Source organism: Streptomyces sp. NPDC036822 (assembly GCF_055609145.1).
This window is the reverse complement of the sequence record NZ_JBVJPY010000025.1, coordinates 49,226-73,857: the sequence shown is the minus strand read 5'-3', so window position 1 is coordinate 73,857 and position 24,632 is coordinate 49,226. Positions and strand designations below refer to the sequence as shown.

The 24,632-nt window shown below is 71.0% G+C and carries 20 protein-coding genes and 2 pseudogenes; 11 read left to right on the top strand and 11 right to left on the bottom strand.

Translation table 11 applies throughout. From position 1 onward, the window contains the following. Positions 1 to 207: 207 nt before the first annotated feature. Both ACZ68P_RS33290 and ACZ68P_RS33285 read left to right on the top strand, forming a co-directional pair. Entirely contained in the window at positions 208 to 762 is a 555-nt protein-coding gene (locus ACZ68P_RS33290) for an HPP family protein (RefSeq protein ID WP_471012777.1), read from the top strand. Positions 763 to 771: 9 nt separating this feature from the next. Beyond that, on the top strand, positions 772 to 1,440 hold the full coding sequence (locus tag ACZ68P_RS33285; protein ID WP_471012775.1) for a pyridoxamine 5'-phosphate oxidase family protein: 669 nt from the start codon (positions 772 to 774) through the stop codon (positions 1,438 to 1,440). A 122-nt stretch (positions 1,441 to 1,562) separates the two neighbouring features. On the opposite strand, the gene ACZ68P_RS33280 is transcribed toward ACZ68P_RS33285, so the two are convergent. Further along, positions 1,563 to 3,059, bottom strand: a complete 1,497-nt coding sequence (locus ACZ68P_RS33280) for a cryptochrome/photolyase family protein (protein WP_471012773.1) — start codon at positions 3,057 to 3,059, stop codon at positions 1,563 to 1,565. A 434-nt stretch (positions 3,060 to 3,493) separates the two neighbouring features. On the opposite strand from ACZ68P_RS33280, the gene ACZ68P_RS33275 reads away from it, so the two are divergent. The 5 genes and pseudogenes from ACZ68P_RS33275 to ACZ68P_RS33255 all read left to right on the top strand — a co-directional run bounded on the left by ACZ68P_RS33275 (position 3,494) and on the right by ACZ68P_RS33255 (position 8,303). Then, complete coding sequence (locus ACZ68P_RS33275) at positions 3,494 to 3,859, top strand: hypothetical protein (protein WP_471012771.1); 366 nt, start codon at positions 3,494 to 3,496, stop codon at positions 3,857 to 3,859. A 37-nt stretch (positions 3,860 to 3,896) separates the two neighbouring features. Further along, a complete protein-coding gene (locus ACZ68P_RS33270) occupies positions 3,897 to 4,481 on the top strand; it encodes a TetR/AcrR family transcriptional regulator (RefSeq protein ID WP_471012769.1) in 585 nt (194 codons plus the stop codon). A gap of 79 nt (positions 4,482 to 4,560) precedes the next feature. Then, complete coding sequence (locus ACZ68P_RS33265; RefSeq protein WP_471012768.1) at positions 4,561 to 5,907, top strand: MFS transporter; 1,347 nt, start codon at positions 4,561 to 4,563, stop codon at positions 5,905 to 5,907. Positions 5,908 to 5,932: 25 nt separating this feature from the next. Continuing rightward, positions 5,933 to 6,691, top strand: coding sequence for an SDR family NAD(P)-dependent oxidoreductase (locus ACZ68P_RS33260; RefSeq protein ID WP_471012766.1), 759 nt, complete (start codon positions 5,933 to 5,935; stop codon positions 6,689 to 6,691). Between the two features lie 697 nt (positions 6,692 to 7,388). Continuing rightward, positions 7,389 to 8,303, top strand: a pseudogene (locus ACZ68P_RS33255) (chorismate-binding protein). A gap of 145 nt (positions 8,304 to 8,448) precedes the next feature. Here the strand turns inward: ACZ68P_RS33255 and ACZ68P_RS33250 are convergent. The 6 genes and pseudogenes from ACZ68P_RS33250 to ACZ68P_RS33225 form a co-directional block, all read right to left on the bottom strand. Continuing rightward, a pseudogene (locus ACZ68P_RS33250) lies at positions 8,449 to 8,673 on the bottom strand (TerB family tellurite resistance protein); the annotation flags it as partial. A 459-nt stretch (positions 8,674 to 9,132) separates the two neighbouring features. Next, on the bottom strand, positions 9,133 to 9,582 hold the full coding sequence (gene mscL, locus ACZ68P_RS33245) for a large conductance mechanosensitive channel protein MscL (RefSeq protein WP_471012764.1): 450 nt from the start codon (positions 9,580 to 9,582) through the stop codon (positions 9,133 to 9,135). 221 nt (positions 9,583 to 9,803) lie between these two features. Then, entirely contained in the window at positions 9,804 to 11,075 is a 1,272-nt protein-coding gene (locus ACZ68P_RS33240) for a DUF1254 domain-containing protein (RefSeq protein ID WP_471012763.1), read from the bottom strand. A 95-nt stretch (positions 11,076 to 11,170) separates the two neighbouring features. Beyond that, complete coding sequence (locus ACZ68P_RS33235) at positions 11,171 to 12,484, bottom strand: DUF1254 domain-containing protein (RefSeq protein WP_471012761.1); 1,314 nt, start codon at positions 12,482 to 12,484, stop codon at positions 11,171 to 11,173. 122 nt (positions 12,485 to 12,606) lie between these two features. Beyond that, positions 12,607 to 13,953, bottom strand: coding sequence for an MFS transporter (locus tag ACZ68P_RS33230; protein ID WP_471012760.1), 1,347 nt, complete (start codon positions 13,951 to 13,953; stop codon positions 12,607 to 12,609). Positions 13,954 to 13,955: 2 nt separating this feature from the next. Continuing rightward, positions 13,956 to 15,368 (bottom strand): alkyl sulfatase dimerization domain-containing protein, encoded by a 1,413-nt coding sequence (locus ACZ68P_RS33225; protein WP_471012759.1) that lies wholly within the window; start codon positions 15,366 to 15,368, stop codon positions 13,956 to 13,958. 168 nt (positions 15,369 to 15,536) lie between these two features. On the opposite strand from ACZ68P_RS33225, the gene ACZ68P_RS33220 reads away from it, so the two are divergent. Further along, positions 15,537 to 16,775 (top strand): PucR family transcriptional regulator, encoded by a 1,239-nt coding sequence (locus ACZ68P_RS33220; RefSeq protein WP_471012757.1) that lies wholly within the window; start codon positions 15,537 to 15,539, stop codon positions 16,773 to 16,775. A 188-nt stretch (positions 16,776 to 16,963) separates the two neighbouring features. Next, positions 16,964 to 17,212 (top strand): Tn3 family transposase, encoded by a 249-nt coding sequence (locus ACZ68P_RS33215; protein WP_471012782.1) that lies wholly within the window; start codon positions 16,964 to 16,966, stop codon positions 17,210 to 17,212. 542 nt (positions 17,213 to 17,754) lie between these two features. Here ACZ68P_RS33215 and ACZ68P_RS33210 read toward each other — a convergent pair. From ACZ68P_RS33210 to ACZ68P_RS33200, 3 genes are all read right to left on the bottom strand, one after another. Then, the gene (locus ACZ68P_RS33210) at positions 17,755 to 18,192 is read right to left on the bottom strand and encodes an SPW repeat domain-containing protein (RefSeq protein ID WP_471012755.1); all 438 of its coding nucleotides are present in this window, start codon (positions 18,190 to 18,192) and stop codon (positions 17,755 to 17,757) included. Between the two features lie 101 nt (positions 18,193 to 18,293). Continuing rightward, positions 18,294 to 19,049: a YoaK family protein gene (locus tag ACZ68P_RS33205; RefSeq protein WP_471012753.1), complete on the bottom strand. Its 756-nt coding sequence runs from the start codon at positions 19,047 to 19,049 to the stop codon at positions 18,294 to 18,296. An 18-nt stretch (positions 19,050 to 19,067) separates the two neighbouring features. Continuing rightward, entirely contained in the window at positions 19,068 to 20,258 is a 1,191-nt protein-coding gene (locus ACZ68P_RS33200; protein WP_471012751.1) for a serine hydrolase domain-containing protein, read from the bottom strand. Between the two features lie 358 nt (positions 20,259 to 20,616). Between ACZ68P_RS33200 and ACZ68P_RS33195 the strand changes: the two genes are divergently transcribed. Next, positions 20,617 to 21,441 carry a class I SAM-dependent methyltransferase gene (locus ACZ68P_RS33195; RefSeq protein ID WP_471012750.1) on the top strand — a complete coding sequence of 275 codons (825 nt, stop codon included), beginning with the start codon at positions 20,617 to 20,619 and terminating at the stop codon, positions 21,439 to 21,441. A gap of 329 nt (positions 21,442 to 21,770) precedes the next feature. Here ACZ68P_RS33195 and ACZ68P_RS33190 read toward each other — a convergent pair whose 3' ends face one another. Beyond that, entirely contained in the window at positions 21,771 to 22,610 is an 840-nt protein-coding gene (locus ACZ68P_RS33190) for a UbiA family prenyltransferase (protein WP_471012749.1), read from the bottom strand. Positions 22,611 to 22,845: 235 nt separating this feature from the next. Between ACZ68P_RS33190 and ACZ68P_RS33185 the strand changes: the two genes are divergently transcribed. Next, a complete protein-coding gene (locus ACZ68P_RS33185) occupies positions 22,846 to 24,438 on the top strand; it encodes a prenyltransferase/squalene oxidase repeat-containing protein (protein ID WP_471012747.1) in 1,593 nt (530 codons plus the stop codon). Positions 24,439 to 24,632 lie beyond the last annotated feature (194 nt).

Here is a 24,632-nt window from a genome sequence, read left to right as displayed (position 1 = left end):
AAATACATCGGCGTCCACTTCGACTGGGACAACACCACCGCCCTCACCCTCGGCTACAACGTAGCCACCCACACCACCACCCGCTTCTAACCACCACACCCACCACACAGACACACACCCGGTACGCCAGACCACCCCCGGCACACCCACCCCACCCGACACCACACAACACCGGCACCAGCCAGCCCAACCACACCCGGAGTACACATGACCGACACCGCGGCCCACGCGGCCCCCACACCGGCCGGCAGCCCGGCCCCCACCGCGGGCCGCCGGCTGTCCAGTAAGGCGCCCGTCCGACCCGCTCCACGCGTCATCCTGATCTCCACCCTTGCCGCGGCCGTCTCGCTCACCGCGATCGTCGCCACCGGCGTCCTCCTCGACCAGCACATGCTGGTACCTCCGCTCGCCGCCAGCGCCGCCCTCGTATTCGGCGCCCCCGCCCTCCCCCTCGCCCAGCCCCGCAGCGTCATCGGCGGCCAGCTCGTCTCCGCCCTCACCGGATTCGCCACCCTCGCCGTGGTCGGCACCTCCACCTGGGCCGCCGCGCTCGCCGGCGGCCTGGCCCTCGGCGCGATGATGGCCGCCCGCACTCCGCACTCCCCCGCTGCCGCCACTGCTGTCATCGTCGTCGTCACCCAGCCCCCCACCTGGCTCTTCCTCGCTCTGCTCGCCCTCGCCACCCTTATCATCACCGCCACCGGAGTCATCCGCTCCGCTATGGAACGCAGTACCCCCCGCTATCCGATCTACTGGTGGTGACCGACCGCGATGACCAGCCGTTACGCGCAGATCCTGTTCACGTCCGCCGTTCAGCACCACCAGAACACCGCCGGCAGCGCCCGTGCCTACCAACGCATGGCACATGCCCAGGGCCCCGAGCCCGACCGACTGGGCCCCGACGAACAGCAGTTCATCCAAGAACGCGACAGCTTCTATATGGCCAGCGTCAACACCGACGGCTGGCCTTATGTCCAGCACCGCGGCGGCCCCCCGGGCTTCCTCCACCCCGTGGACCCGACCACCCTCGCCTACGCCGACTACCGCGGGAACCGCCAATACATCACCAACGGCAACCTTGACGACAACCCCCGCGTCGCCCTCATCCTTACCGACTACACCACCCGATCCCGACTCAAGATCATCGGCCACGCCACCACCCAGCCCCCCGCCGCCCACCCTCACCTCACCCAGCAGCTCACCCAGTCATCCGCCCAAACGGAGACCCGTCCGCCCGTCGTCGAACGCCTCGTCCTCATCACCATCGAAGCCTTCGACTGGAACTGCCCTCAGCACATCACCCCCCGCTACACCCTCGCCGAACTCCACCAAGCCCTGGAACCCATCCGCACCCGCATCGACCGCCTGGAGCACGACAACGACGTCCTCCGTCGCGCCCTCGCCGAACACGGAGTCCCCGACCCCACCACTCAGGCATGACGGCGGACGAAGCGGGGTGAGGGAGCACGGCGCGCCCCGGAGATCACGCAGCCGACACGCGCGCTCCCCGGGCGTCGGCGAGCCACCGACCCCCATGTCGGCCGGCGCCCGTCGCCATGCGGTCAGGGAGGTCCGCCATCGTCGGCCTGCTGCTCGTGCCGTAGTTCCGCGAGGTCGGGCAGACGGTCGAGGCCTCGTACGGGCTGGCGCATGCGGTGGTTGTGCTCCAAAAGGGTGCGGTGGCGGTCGATGAAGGCCCAGTAGCCCCGTGTGTAAGGGCAGGCTGTTTCTCCGACTCTGTCGCCCGGCCGATAGACACAGGGGCCGCACAGATCGCTCATCCGATGCACGTACGCGCCGCCGGACGTGTACGGCTTGGTGGTCATCCGACCCCCGTCGGCGTACTGGGACATCCCGACGACGTTGGGCACCATGACCCAGTCGTAGCCGTCCACGAAGCAACGGTGGAACCAGTCCGTGAGCGCGGCAGGGTCCCATCCCTGCTGCAGGGCGTAGCTGCCCAGGACCATCAGGCGCGGGATGTGGTGCGTCCATCCGGTGTCTCGCACCTGCGTCATCACGGTATGCAGGCAGCGGGCGCGTACGTCGTCGGCATCGAGGGCGTTCCACCACTCCGGCAGCGGCGCGCTGTGCCGGAGCACGTTGGATCGCCTGTAGTCCTCTCCGAAGTGCCAGTACACCTGCCACACGTACTCGCGCCATCCCGCGATCTGCCGGATGAAGCCCTCGACACTGTTCAGGGGCGCTGTCCCTTCGCGCCAAGCGGTCTCTGCCGCCTCCACACATTCGGCCGGGTCCAGGAGGCCCAGGTTGAGGGAGGAGGAGAGCAGGCTGTGGCTCATGACCGAGTCGGCGGCGAGCATGGCGTCCTCGTACGGCCCGAAGGCGGCGAGCCGGTGCTCGATGAAGCGGTGAAGGGCCCTCAGCGCCTCGGTGCGGGTCGCGGGAAACAGTCGTGGACCGTCCCGGCCGACGAACGACACGTCGCCCTTCTCTTCCCACTGGTCCAGGTCGTGGCGTACCTGTTCGTCGATCTCGTCCTCACGCGGACGGTAGGGGGCGGGAACCGGGAGAGCGGTTTCCTTTCTCGGCGGGGGCCTGCGGTTGTCGTGGTCGTAGTTCCAGTGGCCGCCGACCGGGGCATCGCCGTCCATCAGCAGGCTGTGTCCGCGCCTCACCCAACGGTAGAACGTCTCCTGTCGCAGGTGATCGCCGCCCTGGCCGTCCGCCCACGCGGCGAAATCCTCCATCGGGACGAGGAATCCCCGCGCGGGGCCGATCTCCACCTGGGGCAGGGATCGTACGAGTTTGAGGGCAGCGTATGAGGTCGGGTGATGGACGGTCAGGGACGGGGCGGCCTCCACCCGTGCCAGTGCCTCACGGTAGGTGTCGGCGCGAAGGTAGGTGACCCTGTCACCGAGCTCGGCCGCGCGGTGACGCATGGCGGAAAGCACCAGGTGCGCCTTGGCCCGGTGGAAGCGCCTGCGCCGGAACACCGACCGCGCCTCGATCATCAGCAGCGGTTCGTCGTCCGCGGGCCCTGCCGCCCCCCTCGTCAAGAAATGCGGGCCCAGCTGATCACCGAAGAGCCAGTGCACAAGCGTGCTCCCTTGCCTCGGGGCCGTCGCACGCGAGTACTGCACCGAACCGTCCCCGCGATCGACCCAGACGCCCAGTGAACCAGGCGACCTCCCAGGCGGGCGGGCGACAGGGCCGTCCACATGCGCCTTCGCCGATCGCCCCGTGATCCGGTGACCGGACTCGGCTACCGGTCCGACATGCCGCTTGCCTCGCCCCCGCTCCAGCCCAGAGCGCCTCCGGGCGGACAGCCGTCAGGCTGCACCCCGGGGGCGGCTCGACTCTGACGCCGCCGCACGCATCTGCCTCACGACCTGCGCCTTACAGTAGACATTGCTTCTTATGGTGTGCCCCACGCCCTTCCAGGCGGGAATACTGCTTCAGTGCTCTTGACATGGATCACTGAGGTGGCCGAAGAGCCGCTGGTGTTGGAGCCGGGTAACCGGCAGGTGGAGTGGGAGACCAATCCGCTGCCGAGGCGATCGCTGCCTTCGAACAGACTGCTGCCGGGACCCGGGAACGCATTCGCGAGCTGGGCTTCTCCGGAGTGGCGACGTTCTATGTGTGGCACGACGGGCAGGCCGGGCAGCTCCGGTGCTCGACCGGCTCCATTCCTCCGGACGAGTTGCCGTTCAACGGCACCTACGTGGTTGCCGACCATCTTGGTCCGATCGTCGAGGGGTTTCTGGCCGAACTGGGCCAGCCCCACGAAGGGCACCGGACCGTCCAGTCCGGGAGTTCCTGCGGGGGGGCCATGGCCCGGCTCGGCGGTCAGACCCCCGCGGCCCGGGCGCGGCGGATCGCCTCCCCTGAACAATAATTGACCGACCAGTCCAGATACGATTATGGTCTTCGACGTGGCCAGGACCAAGGAATTCGATCCGGACGCCGCGCTGCAGTCGGCCCTTGAGCTGTTCTGGCGGCGCGGCTACGAAGCGACGTCAGTGACGGACCTCGTCGAGCACCTCGGCGTCGGCCGCGCCAGCATCTACGCGACCTTCGGTAGCAAGCATGAGCTGTACCTGAAGGCCATGGACCGGTACGCCGAGATGCGCGACCCGCTCCTCCTGGCCGAACTGTCGCAGCCGGGCCCCGCACTGCCTGCGGTGCGGGCGATGGTGCGCCGCTTCGCCGCGGAAGCCACCTCCCCGCAAGGACGGCTGAACGGCTGTTTCGTCACCAACACCGCGGCCGAGCTGGCCCCGCACGACCCTGCGGCGGCCCGCCGGGTCGAGATCAGCTGGGAGCACCTCGAGACCCCACTGCACTCCGCGCTCGTACGAGCCCAGGCCCAGGGCGAGCTTCCCGAGGACCGCGATCCGCGCGCGCTGGCCCGCATGCTGCTCGTCCTGCTGCAGGGCGTACGGATCGTCGGCAAGGCGTCGAACGATCCCGCCCGGGTGCGGGACGCGGCCGAGCAGGCGCTGGCCCTCCTGGACTGAATCACACCCACCGGAGCCGCCGGACTCCCTTCCGTGCGCCCAAATAACGAACCGATCGGTCAAATATCAGGGGGGAAGCATGACCGCCACCGGTACCGCCCGCGTCACCGCCATGCAGCACCGATGGGCCTTCGTCCTCCTCGGCAGCGTCCAGACCACGCTGATCTTCACCCTCGCCGCGATCGCCGTACCGCTCCCCCGCATCGGGCGCGAATTCGACCTGAAGCGCGCAGACTTGATCCTGCTCAACACCGCCTACGGACTGACCTTCGCCGGGCTGCTGCTCTTCGGCGGACGCCTCGCCGACCGCTACGGCGGGCGGCGCGCCCTCACCGCGGGCCTTGTTCTCTTCGCAGCTGCCTCGGCCGCCGCCGCACTCACCCCCGGCATTGGGGCACTGCTCGCGGCGCGCTTCGCGCAGGGCGCGGGCGCGGCCCTCGTCGCGCCGGCCGCCATGGCCGTGCTGCGCGCCGTCTTCCCCTCCCCCACCGCGTACGGCAGGGCGATGGCCACGTGGGGCGGGCTCTCGGTAATCGGCGCGACTGCGGGGAATCTGCTCTCCGGCGTCATCTCCGCGCTGCTTTCCTGGCGTTGGGCCTTCGCCGTACCTCTCGTGGTGGCGATCGCAGTCCTCGCCCTCACGCCCAGGCTGCTACCGGACACCGCACCAAACCGGGGCAGGACTCTCGACCTGCCGGGTGCTCTGCTCGCCACCGTCGGGATCACCCTCACCAGTTACGGGCTCGTCGTCACTGACGCCCAACCCTGGTCGTCGGCCGGCGTGCTCGTGCCGCTGCTCGGCGGGACCGCGCTGCTGGTCGCGTTCTGGTACGCCGAGCGCCGGGCCCGCGACCCACTGCTGCCACCCCGCTTCCTGCTTGACCGGCGGCGGGCCCTCGCCCTCACGGCCATCGCACTGAGCGCCTGCGGGACCGCAATGACCTTCGTGGTTCTCTCACTTCACCTCCAGCAGGCGCGCGACTGGTCCCCGTTGCAGACCTCGGCCGCCTTCGTGCCGTTCGCCGTTGCGCTGATCGCCTCGGGCCGGGCGGCAGGACCGCTCATCGTCCGGTACGGGGCCGCAGCCGTCACGGCCGCCGGGCTGGGGACGGGCGCGGCCGGGCTCGCCCTCCTCGCGTTCACGGGGCTCGATGCGCACACCTGGTACGCGTATGGACTGATGCCGGGCCTTGTGCTACTCCCGGCCGGTACCGCGGCCTCCTTCGCCGGAGCCGCCGTGCTCGCCACCGAAGGTGTACCGCAGCAGCAGACCGGGCTCGCGGGTGGCGTGCTGAACACTGCGATGGAATTCGGCCCGACCGTCCTCTTCGCCGTCCTGCTCACACTCGGCAGCGACGCCTGGTCCCTGGCCGCGACGGGGGCCGCCCTCGCCGTCATCGCCCTCCTGAACCACCGCACCAAGTAATCCATCACTTAAGGAAGTCACCGGAATGAACCGCTTCACCGGCAAGACCGTCCTCGTCACCGGCGCAGGCTCCGGCCTCGGCCGCGCGATCGCGATCGCCTTCGCCGCCGAGGGCGCATCCGTAGTCGCCGCGGGACGCACCGCGGCGTCCTTGGACGAGACGGTCGGCCTCATCGAGGCCACCGGCGGCACGGCCACCGCCGTCACCGTTGATGTCACCGACTCCGGCCGCCTCCAGAACCTCGTACGCGAGAGCGTCACCCGCTTCGGAGGGCTGGACATCGCTGTCAACAACGCCGGGATACTCCGCGCCACCGTACCCGCCGGCGAGGTGAGCGAGGAGGACTGGGACGCGGTGCTGCGGACCAATGTCACCGGCGTCTGGCTGGCCATGAAGCACGAGATCGCGCACATGAAGGAGAACGGCGGCGGCGCCATCATCAATATCTCCTCCAACCTTGGCGCACACCTGCGGATCCCGAACATGGCCGCGTACATCACCTCAAAGGCAGCGGTCTCCGCGCTGACCCGTGCCGCCGCTCTCGACCACATCCACCAGGGCATCCGCATCAACGCGGTCAGCCCCGGCGCCTCCGCCGCTCCCATGTCGCTGCGGCCCGGCGAGACCGAGGCCGACCGCGCCGAGCGAGTGAAGACAGAAAACCCGCTCGGCCGGGTCGCGGAGGCCGAAGAAGTGGCGGCCGCGGTGCTCTACCTCGCCTCGCCCGCGGCCGGCGCGGTCGTCGGCACCGACCTGGTCATCGACAGTGGATCATCGGCCTGACGGTTCGTAGGTGGGATGCCGTCCCCCTCGGCTTGAGGGGGACGGTGTAGCCGAACGGGTTGAGCTGGGTCACGGCCCAGCGAGTGGCGCGTTCGGGATCGCGTGGGGTGAAGAAGGCGCCGCCGAGTTCCTGGTAGGCCGACGTTGTCGGTGAGCATGTGCCAGATCGCCCCCCGCCTCACCGTCCCTCGCCGTCCTGCGCGACCGGCTCCCACAGTGGGAAGAGGCCGGGCGCCTCGCCACCTACGCCCCTGCCCCGGACCGGCGACGGCTGGGACCTGTGGCTGTCCCGGTAGCCCCGCCGCTGCCGCTCACGCACGTTGCCCCGGGACGCTTGAAACTTCCCGGGGCCAACGTCGTCTCCACTCGGGCTCCGGCCAGGCCCGGAGCCCGAGTGTCACGCTTGTCCGGTCAATCGAGCTGCTGCTTAGGCTGGCGCCCGGGGAGCCTGTGACGGGGGCGCCGTGGAGGTGAGCCGGTCTGAAGCGGGTGTGCTCGTGCAGCGGATCATGGATGCGGAGTGTGCGTCCGAGGACGAGGTGGACGGGTTCGACCTGATTGGCCGGGATCCTGTTGAGGTCACGAGTCGCCCCCAACCCTGTCTATGGCACCGATGACAATCTGCCATTGACCCGCCCGCGCATCTCCACCGTCACGACGGTGACGCTCTCCGCCAAGGAATGCCGTCGTCCAGGAAATGCGCGAACAGGGGCTGCAGAAGGTCGTTCTGACCCGATCGCTCACCATCGAGGCGGACGTCGACCTGCCCGCCACGTTCCTGGCCGGGCGCAAGCACAACTCTCCCGCCAGGTCGTTCCTGCTCCGCCTCGACGGCCTGTCCGCCGCCGGGCTCAGCCCGGAGTTCATCGCGGAGGTCTCCGCCGACGGGCAGGCCCGCACGCTGGCACTGGCCGGCACCAGGGCCCGCCCGGCTGACGACGACGGCCGGAGTGAGCGGCTGCGCACGGAGCTGCTCAACGACCCCAAGGAGGTGTACGAACACGCGATGGCCGCGGGCAGCTCCTTGAGCGCCATGTAGGAGGTGTGCACGGCGGAATCCGTCGTGGTCAGGGACTTCATGGAGGTCCACCCGCGCGGCAGGGTGCCACATCTCGGATCGCTCATCTGCGGTTCCATGGCACCCGGCCGCGGGCCCTGGGATGTCTTCAGCACGCTGCTGCCCGCCCTGATCGGCAAGCCAAGATCAGATGCCTACGCGCTGATAGGTCAGTATGAGAAGGACCCCCGCGGTCTCTACGGCGGGGCCGGCCTCACCGCAGACTCGGAGGGTGGGTTCGACGCGGCCCTGGTGATCGTGCGCTCTTCCAACAGGACGGCCGCAGCCCGAAGCAATCATCGGAGGGATCACCAGCTCCCTGGAGCGTCCCCGGCTCCTGGTCCTGGGCCGTTTCGACGGCTGCGGTCGGCTGCGGGCCGTCGGCCGCACCACGCCGCTCAAGCCGGACGCGGCCGGGCGGCTCGCAGGCCGCCTCACTGCCGCGGGGCCCGGCCATCCCTGGACCTGGGTCCGGTTCACCGCCACCTGGGGCAGCAAGGACCCGCTCGACGTCACGCCCGAGGTGCCCGACCAGGTCGCCGAGATCAGCGCTGACACCGCCGTCGACCGGGGCGCGTGGCGGCATCCGGTGCGGTTCGTACGGCTGCCTGTGCCTCACTGGTCGACCGGGACGACCCGCAGGACGCGACAGGTTGGGGGAAGGTAGACAGCCGCGCGTCTCTTCGCCGGGGTCAGCGGGTCAGATGCCGAACTCCGCCGCCGGCAGACCAAGCGCAGCGCACGCCTCGCGGATGATCTGCTCCTCGGCGGGCTCGATGAAGCCGTCCGCACCCGCGACCACGATGCCGGTCTGAACGACAGCCCGTGCCTCGATGGGCGTCTTCGCCACCTTGACGACCTCCTGAAGCACCGCCGCCTTCCCCATGACGAAGCCGGCCGAAAGCTGGTCGACGTGCTTGTTGAAACCGGCCGGAGCCGCGGTACATCGCCACTCGTGCCACCTCAGCTTCGTCTGACCCGTTGCAGGCTTCGTTGCCCCCCACCCATTTAACGCCGCCTACATACCGCAAAGTTCCACTACCACGACTGAGGCGACCCCCTCACATACGCCTACCCGACACAGACGCAGGCCGGAGCGGTGCAGCGCGACGACGACCGAGACGGGAGGCCGGACAGAACCAGCACCCCGGCGAGGATGCCGACCACCGCCACGACGCGCCCGAGGACCACACACACAGAAGCTCAGTCACCCGTTGCCCCGTCGGTCCGCTCCCTCGGGAAGTTGGCGTGACCGCTGCGGCGGGCGTACTCCGGGATCATCAACATGGAGGACAAGCGCCGACTGAGGAGAACGCCGAGAGGGTATGGGTCTCGTCGAGATCGTGCCCGGCATCTGCACCGGGGCCGCACCGGTGGAGGTCGGTCACCCGGCCCGCTGGGTTGTCGCCCCGGCCTGGGCGGGTAGTGCGGGCAGGGGCACGGTGCAGGAGGCGCAGCGTCGGGCCTGTGCCGGGACGGGGCTGAGGCACTCGGGGCAGTCCCGCTTGGGTGCCTGGACGTCGTGGTGCGGGGCAAGGCGCTCGTGCAGCTTGTTGATCGGGAGCACGACGAGGAAGTACAGGGCGCTGGCGAGGAGGAGGAAACTGATCGCCGCGTTGATGAAGGCTCCGTAGGGGAACGCGGTGGCGCCCACGGTGAAGGTCTTGCGGCTCATGTCGCCGGTGGCGCCGGTCGCCAGCCCCACGAGAGGGGTCAGAAAGGCGCCGACGAAGCCGTTCACGACGGCGGTGAACGCCGCTCCGATGACGATGCCGACCGCAAGGTCGACCACGTTGCCGCGCAGGATGAAGCTGCGGAAGCCCTTCACCTTCATACCCCTTACAGGCTTTTGACATCGACGGAGGGCACCAAGGGGCGCGTCAGACCCGGTCCCCTCCACCCCCGGATGCCCTGCCGCGCCGCACCCATGCTTGCTGGACACACACTCTCTGCTCCGGGGCGCGGGGCAGCCTGCCGCGGCAGTCACTGAAAGGCGCCGCACGCCACCGGCTGGACTTCCCGGGGCCGGTCCTTCCACTGGCTCCCCAGCCCGTCTTACCTCCTCGCGGTGACGGACGGCAGCCGGTAGGTGCCGTCGAGGACGGACGGGCTGGGCGTGTAGAGGCGGATCATGGGGCGGAAGTCGCCATCCGGAGCGGGAAGCCAGTTCGCCGCTTCGGTCGGGTTCTCGGGCCGTTCGCGCTGAATAACGACGGTCATGGACCCGTCTTCGTCGTACACGAGGCCGGGAGTGCGGTCGCCGAGCGAGTATCGGCCGGCCGGGTTGTCGACGAGGTAGTAGTCGGGGGTGTCGTACATGGTCACCGACCAGAACGACTCCACGGGCGGCTGCTGTTCGAAGCGCAGGGTGTAGGACCGGGATCCGTGCAGTTGCTCACCGTCGGCGTCGGTGAAGGTGTGCGCGTATACCGCTTCGTAGCCGTGGTTGCCCCACAGCGCGGAGCGCGCCGCACCGGCCCGGACGAGGTAGGACATCTCCCGGTCGGCGATCCGCCACTGCGGGGTGTCGAGGGTTCCGACGCCGAAGTGGTCGAGGTTGTAGTCGAACAGGTGTGGGTTCATCACCCAGGCACCCGGCGGACGCTTCCCTTCGACGGGCGGATTCGCCGCTGCCTCGACGCGCGCCTTGCCGGCAGCGAGTCCCTCGGTGAGGGCCTTGACGAGGGCGGGTTCGGCGTTCACGTACGGCGAGGGCCCCTCTTCCAGGAGCCTCAGGGGTTTAAAGCGCTTCTGATAGTCCTGGTCGGGGCCGGCGGGTGGAAAGTCAGCCATCCACACGCGCAGCTGCTCGTAGAAGCGCAGCTCTTCGGGGACGTCGGGATCAGGCGTCGGCAGACCGGCCCGGCGGGCCGCCTCGTCGAGCGGGGTGAGTGTGAGCTGTTGCTGAAGGGCGCGCACGCGGGGCAGGTCCTCGGGGCCATCGCAGGCGTTGCGGCCGACGATGGAGATCACCGTGGTCGGGGCCTCGATCACCTCGCGCACCCCGTCGGGAGCGGGGCCGGGCCAACCGGGCGGAGTGATGAGCCAGTCGCCTTCCGCCGTCCCGGTGGCGCGCTTTCCGAGGTACGCGAAGTTGTTGCTCCACGCGTCCACGAACTGCAGGACGTAGTACGCGCCGGCGGTGTCCGGGACGTGGATCAGGACCGGGCCGCCGGTGAGGTCGACCTGGGCGATCGAGTAGACGGTGTCGTTGTTGACGGACACGAAGTGGGCGTCCGGGGTGGCCAGTTTTGTGGAGTGGCCGAACCGGTTGAAGGGGGTGGGTAGCAGCGAGCCGAAGCCCTTGTGCATGAAGGCGGAGATCATCGATACGTCGAAGACGAGGGGGTAGCCGTAGACGTACGCGTCTGCGGCCAGGTCGGCCGGACTGCCGGTCCGGTGGGGTACGACGGGGCCCCCTCTCAGGTTTCGACGCTCAGGGCGGGCAGGGTCCAGGAGCCGTCGAGTACGGAGGTGTCGGGGCCGTACACGCGGATGGCGATGGTGAAGGGGCCGTCGGGCGCGGGCAGCCAGTTCGCCGCCTGCTTCGGGTCGGCCGGGCGGTCCTTGCGTACGTACAGGGTGAGGCCGCCGTCGTCGTCGTACACGAGCCCTGGGGTCCGGTCACCGATCGAGAAGCGGTCGATCTCGTTGGCGACGAGGAGCCGCTCGGGCAGTCGGTACATCGTCGCCGACCAGAAGTAGCGGGCCGGCGGCAGTTCCCCGGGGGCGAAACGGATGACGTGGTCGTGCGTGTGGGCGTTCGGCGGCCGGTTGCCCTGGTCGTCCCGGGCCCATCCCGCGTACCAGGCCTCCGCTGCCGGCAGCCCGTAGAGGCCCTTGTCGACGCCGACCGCCCGGGTCAGGTAGTCGGTGCCGTGCTCGGCGCGGGTGCCGAACCAGTGGGCGGAGTCGGCCGCGTCCTTCTTCGCCTCCTCCAGGCGGGCACGGGCGTCCTCGATGCCCTGCTGGATCGCGGCACGGATCTCTGGCTCCAGCGCGGCGGGCTCGAACTCCCCGCCGCCCCGCACGCCGAGAGCGGCCAGCCGTCCGCGCAGTTCCCGCTCGGTGCCCAGGGCGGGGAAGAACTGGAGCAGGAAGTCCAGCAGGGTGAAGAACTCGACCGAGTCGAGATCCTCCTCCCGCCAGACGGGCCACACCGGTTCCTCGACCGGCGGCGGGGCGTCGGCGCCGGTGAACTCCGACAGCGGACGCACCCGGTACCGCTCCTGGATGTCGCGCAGAGCCGGCACGTCGTCGGGGCCGGCCAGATACGTGCGGCCCAGGATCCCGACGAGGAAGGTCTCGGCGCGCAGCACGCCCGCGACGCCCTCCGGGGCCACGCCATCCCAGCCGGGTCCCGCGACGAGGTAGTCGCCCGCCTCCGAGCCGGTCGTACGGGCGCCGATGTAGCCGACGTACGAGGTGTCCAGGTCGTGCAGCGGCAGAACGTAGTACCGGTCGACGGCCGGAACCGACACCACAGAGGGCTCCGCCCTCAAATCCAGCCACGCCCACGAGTACGGGGTGTCGTTGTTCGGGGTCACGACGTCCGTGTTGGCCGGGGTGAACGGCTCCGGGTAGTGGCGGAAGCGCCCGAACCCGCCCGCGTACCGAGGATCGTCGGGATCGACCGCCTGCGGATACATCGTCCGGTAGTTCTGCAGAAGCGCGTATCCCCAGATCCAGCCCTCGGCCGCAGCGCCTCGCGCCTCCTCGACGGTCAATCCCCGCACACCGATCTCCTCACCCGTTTTATAACGTTTTGCCATAAACTTTCACACTCGTCTCCAGGGCGCCATCCGGAACCGGCCCAGCGCCCCGCCCCAGCCCGCGCCGAGCCGGCGGGGTGCACCCCTCAGTGGACGACGGGGGCCGCCGCACCCGGTGACTCCGGGACGCCGAGCCTCTCGGCGTCCCGTTTCGGGCGCATGAAGCACGTCGCCAGAAGGCCGGTGACCAAGAGCAGGGCCGCCGTGACGAGCCAGCCGTTCTCGTAGCCGGTCGTGGCCGTCGCCGCGCTGTCCACGATCCGGCCGAGGACCAGGGGCGAGACGATGCCGCCGAGGGCGAAGACCGCCACCAGGGCGCCGAGGACGACGCCGCGCTGCGCGGGCGGCGTGATGCGGGCGATGGCCGTCTGCGCTGCAGTGATCATGACCAGGGCGAGAGCCATCGGACCGAACATCATCGGGATCTTGATCCACAGCGTGTCGACGGTGGCGAACACGGTCACCGCGCCCGCCGAAGCCACCAGGAGCAGACCGGCGCCGGCACCGGCGGGCAGCCTTCCGCCCGTTCCGCGCAGAGCGGCTCGGCGGGCCAGCAGCCCGTGCGCCAGGAGGACCGCGCCGTTGGCCACGGCTCCCCCGCCGACCGCGGCGGCGGCCCGGTCGAGGTCCCAGCCCACCACGGTCCGGAGATAGTCCGGCAGCCAGGTGAGCTTGGCGCTCATCACCCAATAGGCGGCGAACGCGCCCAGTGCCCCCGTGATGAAGGTGCGGGAGAGGAAGACGGCGCGCAGCGGTACGTCCGCGGCCCCCGAGCTCCCCTGCGTCGAACGCGCGTCACGGCCCACCGGCGGGGCCAACGGCCCCTCCTTGCCCTTGACCCTCCACACCGCCGCCCACAACAGGCCCGCGAGCCCGGCTGCCCCGAACGCCCAGCGCCAGCCGAAGTGGGAGATCACCGCACCGAGGGTGGGCGCCGCCACCGCCACCCCCGCCGCCGCGCCCACCATGAGGATGGCCGTCGGCAGCGTGCGCTCCCGCTGCTCGAACCAACCGTGGACGTGATGGACCGCGACCGGGGCCGAGGGACCTTCGGCGAAGCCGAGCAACACCCTGGTGGCGATCAGCGTCGCGAAGCCCGCCGCCCCCCAGAGCATCGGCAACTGGGCGGCCGCCCACAGCAGGCCCATCACCAGGAGCAGCACCGATGTGCGCACCTTGCGGGTCAGGAACGACACGCCCAGCGCGGAGAGCGAGAAGAGACTGAAGAACGCTGCCTGGGCCGTGCCGAACTCCTCGCGGGTGAGTCCGAACTCCTTCATGATCTCCGGCCCGGCCAGCCCCAGGACGGCCTTGTCGGCGAAGTTCACCAGCATGAAGACCAGCAGGAGCCAGGTGGTCGCCCACGCCTGCCGGCCACCTGCCGTCGGGGCCGTCGGACCTGGGCCTCGCACCGTCGCGCTCACCGCGTCCACGGTCACGCCCCTTGCTCTGCGATGCCGTCCATGGCTGCGGCGCAGCCGCAGCTGTCGTCGTCGACGACGCCCACGCTGATGGCTCCCGCGGCCCGCCGCCGGCCTTCGTCGCTGCGTGTCAGCTCGGTGGCGACGTCTGTGCCCTCCGCCACGGCGGCGGCCTCCGCGGCGGCCCAGTTGAAGACGCCTCGCGCCATCGTCGAGGTCTCCGCCGCCGCCCGACGGGTGAAGACCTCGGCCCGGATCCGGGCCACGTCGGGGTCGGCGGGTGCGGCCAGCGCGGCGGTCTCGGCCAGGTGCGTCGCGAGACGCAGCTCGCCGCGGGAGAGCAGCCGCCCGGCCCGGTCCGCCAGCGCCCGCGCACCGCCGGCGGCCTCGGCGAGTTCGGCGGCCAGCGCGGCCTCGGGGGCCGGCTTGAGGTTGGCGGGGTTCTGGTCGTACCAGCCGCCCCACAGTCGCCACAGGTTCCGTACCACGAACTCCGGCTCGTCGTAGGCGGGGTGCAGGTACGGCTTCTCCAGCAGGCCGGGCGGGACCTTCACCCCGTGCAGCACCTCGTCGAGGCGGGCGCCGGCGTTCATCAGGTCCCGGGTCTGGGTGCACAGGGACTCGAGCAGCTCCGCCGTGTCACCGAGGGCCTGGCAGATACGGTCGGCGCCGAGGATCGGCACGCCGTGTCCGGGAAGCAGGACCTCGGCGCCGAGTTCCTGCATGGCGCGCAGTGCCGCTGCCCACTCCACCGGGTGGCGCTGCACCTTCTGCGGGTTGCCGGCGTTGGGCGAGTTCCAGATGAACAGGTCTCCGGTGCACAGGGTCTTCAGCTCCGGGATCCACACGTAGGTGTGGTCGTCCGTCTCGCCGCGGGCGTGCACCAGCTCGAAGGTCAGCTCCCCCTTGCGCAGGGTCAGCCGGTCGCGGTAGGTGGTGTCCGGGTAGCGGTACTCCGTCGGCCAGTTCAGGGAAGGTACGCCGAACTGGCGGCGGTTGATCCAGGTGTTGTAGCCGGCCGTCTCGCGGTAGCGGTCGAAGCGTGCCGTCACGGCCTCGTGCGCGACGACCTCCGGGAGCGCCGTGCCGCTGTCGGCGGCCTCCCGGTCGAAGGGGCCCACGCCGAAGACGTGGTCGACGTGGCCGTGGGTGTACACCACGGTGGTCACCGGCGCCTGTGAGCGGCCGCGCACCGCGTCGTGCAGCTGGCTCGCCGTACGGAAGTCGCCCGAATCGACCAGCACCAGACCGTCCCCGGTGTCGAACACCGCTACGTTCGCGAAGGCCGGGAAGAAGCCGGTCCGCTCGGCGACCCGCACGAGTCCGCCGCCGGCGAACTCTCCGGTGAAGTGGGCCAGCAGAGACTCCTCCCCGCGCCAGACCCGGTCCGCGTACTCCATGTAACCGCTGCTATTGTGTTCCGTCATAGTTTCCGGCTCCTATACGTCACCGTGGAAGGCACCGTCCCGCGCCCCTCGTGTGGCCCGCTGATGTCTGTAGAGTCTGCGGCGGAGCCCGACGGCGGGATATCCGCCGTCTTCACAGCCGTTGACGGCATACGCTGTGATCCGTCACATTGCCCGGGAGGACCTCCGGTGCCGAGCGCCCCACCGCCCGAAGCCCCCGGCACGCGTCCGGCTCTGTCGCCCGAGGCCCGGGCGCTCGCCGCCCGGTGCGAGAGCCGTGTCAACGAGCTCGCCCGCCGCATGGCCCGGGAATCCTTCGAACGGCTTCCCGGATACAGCGAACTCCCCAACGACGTGAAGGACGTGGAGGTCGCCGCAACAGTCCGGCACGGGCTGCGTCTCTTCCTGCACCGCGTACGCGACGGGCGGGACGACGAGGGGGACTACCACCTCTTCCGGGAACGCGCCGCCCAGCGCGCCGACGAAGGCATGCCCCTGCACACCCTGCTGCGCAGCCACTCGACGGCCGTCCACGTCCTCTGGCAGGCCCTCAGGGACGAGACCGCCGCCGGCGAGGAAGGCGCGCTCCTGGAGCTCGTCGACCTCCTCCTGCGCGGCCACGAGGCCGTCATCGGAGCCGTCGCCGAGACCTACCTCGACGAGCGAGCGGCGCTCTTCGCCGAACGCCGCGAACACCACCGGTCGCTGGTACGGGGCCTGCTGGATGGCTCCCTGCCTCCCGCGCGGGCCTTCGAGGGGCTGGGACTCGAAGGCCCCACCCTCGTCGTCCACCTGCATGTTGCGTGCGAGCGGGGTCCCGAGGCCTCGGCCGTGGCGGAGCGCCGGCGGACGCGCCGCGTCCAGACCGTCCTGGACCGCACCTTCGGCGCGGGGGCCGCGTCCCTGCTCGGCGCCGACGGCGGACATGTGGTCGCCCCTCGGCGGCCGGACGACACCGACGGAGTCCGCGCCTGCGAGGAACTGGTTGTCCGGCTCCGGCAGCTCTGCGGAGAAGACGCCCGCGTGGCCGCGGTCACCGCCGCCACCCCTCGGGACGTGCCGACCGCTGCCCGCACCGCCACCGACATCGTCCGGGTAGCCCGCGCCTGCGGACGCCCCGCCGGCGTGCACCGCATGGACGACGTCCTGCTGGAGTACCATCTCTCCCGCCACGACGAGAGCAGCGACCGCATCGCCGCCCTCCTCGATCCCCTCGGCGACCGGCCCGAACTCATCGAGACGCTGCGCGTCCACATCGAGCACCGCCATGAACGGCGCAGCACCGCTCACCGGCTGGGGCTGCACCCCAACACCGTGGACAACCGGCTGGCGAGGATCACCGAGCTCACCGGCCTCGACATCGCCTCCCCCCGAGGGAACGCTCTGGCCCTGGCCGCCCTGCTGCTGCGCGGCGACGCTACCCGGTGACCCTCGCGGGACCAGAGATCGCGGTCGCGCGTGACGGAGGCGGTGCCGCGGCCGGGTCCACCGGGTTCTCGCCGGGCGCGTGGTGGGGCTGCCCGGTGCCGTAGCCTGCGGCATGCGGGATACCCCGGGGTGTTGAGTAGCGGCTTCCACCTTCACGGTCATAGCGGTGTGGCTCGCAGCGTCGGCACCTGCTCCAGTCCGCGCTGGTACACGTCCACACGCCGCTGATGCAGGAGGTCCTGGCCGATCCGAAGTGGGCGGACAAGCTCACCGACGCGGACCGCAGGGCGCTGTCGCCGCTGTTCTGGACCCGTGTGAGGCCGTACGGCCGGTTCGAGCTCGAAATGAACAGCCGCCTCGATCTGAACCTGTCCATCCGGGCGACGGGGCCCGGCCCGCGCACCCCGCAGCGCGAGCCCGCAGCGGTGGCGGTGTGACACCGGCCCGGAGGCCACACCGATGTCGCACCGTCCGCCCTGTGAGCCGTCAAGCCTTACCAGGCTCGTCCTTCAGGGAGGCGGGGGATGCCGGGAGCGGACAGGTGCAGCACCTCGTAGCACTCGGTGACTGCCTCTGCCGGTGGAACAGCGTCCTCCCACGGCGTACCAAGAATCGGTACAGGAACCGGCGCGAGGACGATCGGCACCCGGGGGGCCGCCTCGACAGCTGTGCTCGAGCCCGCGAACACAGCGGCGGCGCTGCCCTCGACCGCAGTTCCACGGGCAGAAGCCCGCATCCGATGCTGGAGGACAAACGGGTCTTGACCCCGCCTCCCGCGGCGTCGGCCTGGTCGCGTCGTCGGCCCTGACCGCCTTGGCCATGGCGGCGAGCCTGACGGCGTGGGTGCCGCAGCGGGTGCGGGGCGTTTCGTTGCGCTCCTCGGCGCGGGCGGGCTTCATCGGCATCCGCGGTCGCAAACCCGGGCACCCCCTGCCGGGGCCTGCGACCGTCGAGCCGGGGACGTGGGGCGGCCGACCCTCTACCCCTGGCCCCTCGGCTGACCGCCGTCCCCCCGGCGCCCGCGGAGCACGAGGAGCGAGGCCCCCGCGGACAGGACCAGCACGCTGCCGGCCGTGATGTCGAGGATCTTGCTGCCCAGCTCGACCTGGGTGTTCTGCAGGCCGAGCAGGAAGGGCGCGACGATCATCCAGGCTCCCAGTACGCCGACAATCAGGTCGGAGCGCACGCTGCTGCCGCTGTAGAGCCGGCGCCCGACGACGAACAAGAGGATCACCCCGACGATCACCTCGTTCACCTGGGCGTCCTTCGGGCCGTCCTGCCAGCCCATCGGGAGGATGGTGAGGGCCACGGCCGCGAGCAGCATCGGCAGGCTCAGGAGCTGATCGTGGACGGCGACGCGCAGTCCCCGCCTGGTGACCGCGTCTTTCGCTATGTAGTGGTGGTTATAGGTGCTCATGCCGGACTCCTTTCGCACCGCCAGGCAGGTGCCCACCCCTCGTCACGTCATTCGCAGGTGCGTACCGGCGGCATGCCGGTGCCGTGCGCCCCACCCCGCGGTCACGTCGGCGGGCGGGTCCACGCCGGGGCGGCGGAGGAGAGCCGGAGGGCGAGGATGCCGGTGACGACGAGTACGGCGAGCGCCGCGCCCAGGGTGACGGCGACGGATGTCGTCAGCAGCAGGGCCGCGCCGCCGAAAGCGCCGAGGACCATGACCAGCACCGAGAGAATCCGGCGGCCCCGGTGCGGTCCCGCCGCTTCGGGCCCGGAGTCCGCCGCCAGCCCGGTCAGGGTCGTGGTCAGTACGGTCGTGCTGATGTCGGGGACGCCGAGGCCGCGCGCCACGGCGTTCTGCAGGCCCATCGTCGCGCCGAGAAGGACGATCAGCGTGTAGCGGGCGGTGTCCGGCATCGGCCCGTGTGCCGACGCCGCCGTGGCGACGGCCGCGGTGAGGAGCACGGACTGGATTCCCATGCCGAGGGTGAGCAGATGGCCGCGGTGCCGTGCGAACCGAGTGCCGAGCCGGCCGCCGGCCAGCGCACCCGCGAGGAAGGCGGCCATCGACACGGCCGCGGCCGGAGCGGAGAGCGTCGCGGCGCCCGCGAGGGCGAAGCCGAGGAAGACGACGTTGCCCGTCATGTTGGCGACGAAGACGTGGCCGAGTGCCAGGTAGCTGACCGCGTCGACCATGCCGGTCAGCAGGGTCAGCGCCAGAAGCAGCGGCGGCAGCGGGCCGTGCCGATCACCGTGCGGCGGCACCAGCGTCCGCGCCAGATCGGTCAGCAGCCCGCGCACACCGGCTCCGGTCTCGGCCATGGCAGGCGGGGAGGGGTGTCAGCGCCGCAGCAGGGCGCAGACGAAGTCCTCCTGAACGGGGCGGAGCTTGGCCAGCAGGTCGGGTTTGAGCGTCTTGCTGGTCTGTGTGTTGATCGAGAACGTGAGGGAGCGCTTGCCGTCCTGCGTGGCGACGGCCAGCTGGGTGTAGCCGGGGAAGTTGCCGGTGTGGCCGTAGACCGTGCCGCAGCGCGTCGTGTAGCGGAAGATCGCCAGGCCGCCCGCGTTGACTCCGGGCCCGGCGGGCTCCGAGGCGGCGCCGGGGATGAAGTCCCGCTGCTGGCTGCGGACCTCTGTGGACAGGTAGTGGCGGCCGCCCGCCCAGGCCCGGATGAACGAGTTGAGGTCCTTGGGCGTGGCGACGACGCCGCCGGAGGCCCAGACTCCGGAGGCGCCGATGGCCTCGCTGATGTCCTCGGGCGGGGCGGGCGGGGTGACGTCGTAGCCGTGGAGGTACGGCCTCGGCATGCGATAGCCCTGCGGGAGGCTGGTCTGCCGCAGGTCGAGGGGCCGGTACACGAGCTGTTCCAGCAGCTGCTCGTAGGGCCGTCCCGTCACCGCCTCCGCCATCAGCGCGACGGCGATGTTGTCGGAGTTCGAGTACAGGTAGCGCGATCCGGGCGGGAATTCCAGCGGTTCGTCGGCGACGAAGTCGAGCAGCCTGCGTGAGTCGAAGTGGTGCCTCGGGTCGGCGACGAGGATCTCGACGAAGGACGGGGCGGTCGAGAAGTCGGGGAGCCCGCTGGTGTGGCTGAGCAGCTGGCGGAGGGTCACCTGGTGCCAGGCTGTGGGCAGCGTGGGAAGGTGCTTGCCGATGGTGTCGTCGAGGCGCAGGCGGTGCCGGTCCACCAGGCGCAGGGCGACCGCGCCGCTGTACGCCTTGGCGACGCTCGCGAGCCGCATGTGGTCGTTCGCCCGCGGTGGCCTGCCGCTCCTCGTGTCGGCGACCCCGGCGCGGTAGACCGTCGTGCGGTCGTTCACCTGCATCAGGGCGATCACCCCGGGCGGCCCGCCGACCGTCCGGACGAGGTCGTTCAGCTGCTTCTGCAGGGTCCTGTCCGGCGGTTGCGGCGTCTCGGATGCCCGTACGGGCTGGGCGAGGGCGCCGAGCGCCGCGGTGACGGACAGGGCGGCGACGGACAGTCGCAGACGTCCGCGCGAACGGGCGGGAACTCCAGAGCGTGCCGACACAGGCCCTCCTTCTCGTGAACGGCGCGTGCCCGGCGGACGGGCAATCGGCCAGTGCGATCCGCCCCAGCATCAGACGCCCCGCCGGCAGCCGCCTTTCCGCTGCTCCATCCGGCCGAGACCCCTTCCGGTCCTGGGCCGCCGAAGGGCGCGAGGCGGCGTCGAGGCGGGGCCGGCCGGGAGACGGAAGGCCGGTGGTCGACACCCGCTTCAGGACCCGAATACCTCCGGATCGCTCGTCGGGGTCCCGTTCGCGGGGGACGGCTCGTCGGGGCGGCGGAGCGTGCACGGGTGCCGAAGACTCCGGCGTCACCCTCCTGGCCCTGATTCCCGGGCCTCCGTAAGCGCTAGGTATAGGGACATGAGCAACGAGAACGCAGCACCCGATGCCCTGAAGGCGAAACACCGTGCGATGTGGGCGCTGGGCGACTATCCCTCCGTGGCGTCGCAGGTCATCCACGAGCTGGGCGGCGAGCTGGTGCGGGAGTGCGGGGTCCGGCAGGGAGACCGGGTCCTCGACGTCGCGGCCGGCTCGGGCAACGCGGCCATCCCGGCCGCCCTCGTCGGCGCCGACGTCGTCGCCTCCGACCTCACCCCCGAACTCCTGGAGGTCGGCCGTCACCTCGCCGAGGTGCGCGGGGCTCGGCTCGACTGGCGGGAGGCGGACGCGGAGGCCCTTCCCTTCGCGGACGGCGAGTTCGACACGGTGATGTCCTGCGTGGGCGTCATGTTCGCGCCGCACCACCAGCAGACGGCCGACGAACTGGTCCGGGTCTGCCGCCCGGGCGGCACGATCGGACTGATCAACTGGACCCCCGAGGGGTTCATCGGAAAGATGTTCGCCGCGATGCGCCCCTACGCTCCCCCGCCGCCGCCCGGTGCCCAGCCGCCGCCGCTGTGGGGCGATCCCGAACACGTGCACTCCCTGCTCGGGGACTGCGTGACCGACGTCCACGCCCGCCGGCAGCAGTTGCACGTCGACCGGTTCGCCCGGCCGGAGGAGTTCCGGGAGTTCTTCAAGACCTGCTACGGGCCGACCATCGCCACGTACCGCTTCATCGGGGAGGATCCCGACCGCGTGGCCGCCCTCGACACAGCCCTCGACGACCTGGCCGCGCACCACCTCGCCGACGGCGCGATGGACTGGGAGTACCTCCTGGTCACGGCTCATCGAACGGCCGCGTAGGAAGGCAGGCCGAGGCGGACGCGCCGGGGTGCGAGCCCGCGGGGGCACGTGTGCGTGGCAGCCACGAGCCTCCGCCGGCGTCCGCGGCTCCGGTATGCGGCGCTCTGCTCGGGGGACGAAGGGCCCGTCTTCCAGTGCACGGGACTGGAGCGCTCCCCCGCCCACCCGTCTCAGGGTCACCGGGACATTGACCTGCGCCTCCCTGACCAGCCCGGTCCGCTCGGGACGCGCCGACTCACTGCCGATCCCGCAGCCCGGACAGACCTCGCAGGACCCGAGGGAAGAACGTCGAGCGCCGCCGCCCATGAGGGCGACACCGCACGGTCGCCTCACGGGGACAGCAGGACCGCTGCCAGGATGACCAGGCCCTGGGCGTCGCCCCAGGGCCGGGGGTATCCACCCGGCCGTGGGCGGTAGGAGGCCAGCAGGGTGCTGTTGTAGGCGGCCCACAGGACGGTGGGGAGGGGCAGGACGAACTGCCCGGCCGCCGCTCCGCAGGCAGCCATGCCGTAGGCGACGACGCGGGTCCGGCGTTCACCGAGCAGCACCGGGAGACTGCTGGTGCCGGCGACGGAATCCGTGTGGTGGTCGCGGAGGTCGTTGAGGAGGGCGGTCACGCTGCCGATGAGCACGCCCGCCACGGCGAGGTACCACGTGCGCGCGTCCCACAGCCGGTGCTGCTGGACAGCCGGCAGGAGCACCGTGAGCGCGAGCCACCCGGCCATGGTGTAGGGAAGTTTGACGCCGGGAAGCTGCCGGACGGCCAGCCGCCGTCCGCGCCACGGGATCAACGGGGCCGTGTAGAGCCAGGCCATGGTGCCCACGAGAACCATGACTGCGGCGCACCACGGGCGCAAAACCGTCACGGGGAGCAGGGCCGCCGCACAGGCGATCGTCCACCAGGTCAGGTGACGGCGGTGCCGGCCGATCCAAGCGGCTCGCGGGCTGCTGTCGGTGTCGCTGGGATCCAGGCGGTCACGGGTGTACGAGCTCGTGATGAAGAGGAAGGCGAAGGCCGCGATCAGCGGGTCGCCGGGCCGGTCCAGGGCGAGGCTGGTGACCCAGGTGAAGGCTGCCGCACTGGTGCCGAGGGTGACGTTGCTCCACGCCAGGAGGGTGAGTGGGCCGGGGGCGGACGGCTCGCCGGCCACCTCGGTCTGGGCGGTCATCGGCTTCCTCCTGGTGTGTTCGGCAGCAGCGGGGTCAGAGGCGCACCTGTACCCAACGACGCGCGCGGCCGGGCGACGGCCAGGCGCCTCCAGCACCACACTGATGGGTGAGTTTGACTCTTCTGCTCTTCCTGGGGCGTGAGGCTCCGGGACATCGTGGGGGCTGGGCCGGGGCCCGCGGCGGAAGCATAGGGATTCCGTCGTGACAGGCAGACAGGCAGACAGGAGCAAGGTGTTGACGACGGACGGAATCGGGGCGGACACGTCACTTGCACGGGAGCAGCTCGCTGCCGGGGTGACGGCCGCCAGGGAGCGGGTGGTCGCGGCCTTGAGCGCTGTCGTCGGCGTCGATGGTGCGGTGCGGCGGCCGTGCGCCAGCCGGACGCTCGAGTCGGCGCTCCTGCTCGTCCTGCTGCGCGAGCGCGGTACCCACCAGGAGCAGGTGCGGGAGCTCGGCGGGTTTCTGGCCACCGGGCAGGCGCAGGCCACCCGGTTCGACACGGCGCTGGCCGAGGCGGTCCTGCACGGCCGACGGGTTGTCGATGACGTGGTCGGGAGCGAGCTGCTGGCCGGCTTCGACCACTTCTCCATCGCCCGCAAGCGGCTGCTGTTCGACGTCCACCTCGCCGTGGCCGGGGCGGTCCCCTTCGACCCTTCGATGCTCCGTCCGGTGCGGACGGGGGTCGGGGCGAGGGACAGCTCCGTCACCTGGATCGAGATGATCCTGCTGAGTGCGCGGATCCTCGTCGCGGACGGCTTGGGCAGGGCCGACGAAATCACCGATCCGGAGCGGGAGCGTCTGCTGGAGCTGCTGGGTTCCAGCCGCGCTGCGGTGTGGGAGAACTACACCGCCGCGCACCTGCTCGCTCTCCTGGCGGTCCAGCGGTTCGCGCCTGCCCACCGGCTGGTCGATGACGGTGTGACCGCGGTGCTGCGGTGCCGCAATCCGGACGGCGGGGTGCCGAGCATGGCGAACCTGGACGTGTTCAGCACCGGCCCCGCAGGGCTCGCCCTGGCCCGGTCGGGAGCCGATCGCGCGCTGCTGCACCGTATGTGTGACTACCTGATCAGCCGGCAGATGCCCGACGGCGGGTGGCCGTTCGGCGAGGACATGCGGCACAGCGACGTGGACGCCAGCTCCTACGCCGCCGCCTGCCTGGCCGCCGTCGACCACGAACGCCACCACGAGGCCCTGGTGCGGGCAGGCGGATACTTCCGGAACATCGTCGGGCCGGACGGCGGGTTCCCGACCTACGTGCAGGGCGACCCGTCCGAGGCGGGCATGACCGCCGGTGCGGTCAGCGCACTGGCGTGGAACGGCAGCGTCCACGGTGACCTGTTGGACCGCGCGGCGCTCTGGCTGCTGGACGCCCAGCACGAGGACGGCACGTTCGAGCGGAGCTGGAGCCTGAGCGAGGCGAACACGATCTGGCGGGCGATGTGGGCGCTGCACTCGATGCCCGAGCCGGCCCGCACCGCTCTCAAGGCGCGTATCGCCGATGCGAGCGCCGCCTCACACCGGTTCCTCACGCAGGCGCAGAACGCGGACGGCGGCTGGGGATACCGGCCTGGCGACGGCAGTGACACCGCCAGCACCTGCTACTCGCTGCTCGCTCTGGCCGCCCTGGGCCTGCGCCCGCAGGAGGACGCCGTCGTGCGGGCGGGGCTGGCCCATCTGCTGTCCCGGCAGGGGCCGGACGGGAGGTTCACGGCGCTGCCCGACCAGGTCGCACCCCGCCCTCTGCTGTTCGACGCGCCGGTCTTCACCGACATCTGGGTCCTGCTGGCCCTGTCAGGCGGCGACGGCGGCGACGGCGAGACATGGTGAGCCGCCACCGGACGGAGGCGAGGGCCGCCACCTGCGGGCCGCGGTCCCCCGGCCACGAGCGGGCGCCGCGCCCCCTGCCCGTCGACCGGACCTCCCCGGTGGATCCGCCCGCCGAACTCCAGCGCCTTCGCGCCGAGCTTCCCGTGGCACCGCTGGCCTTCCCGGACGGACCGCCGGGCTGGCTGGTCACCCGT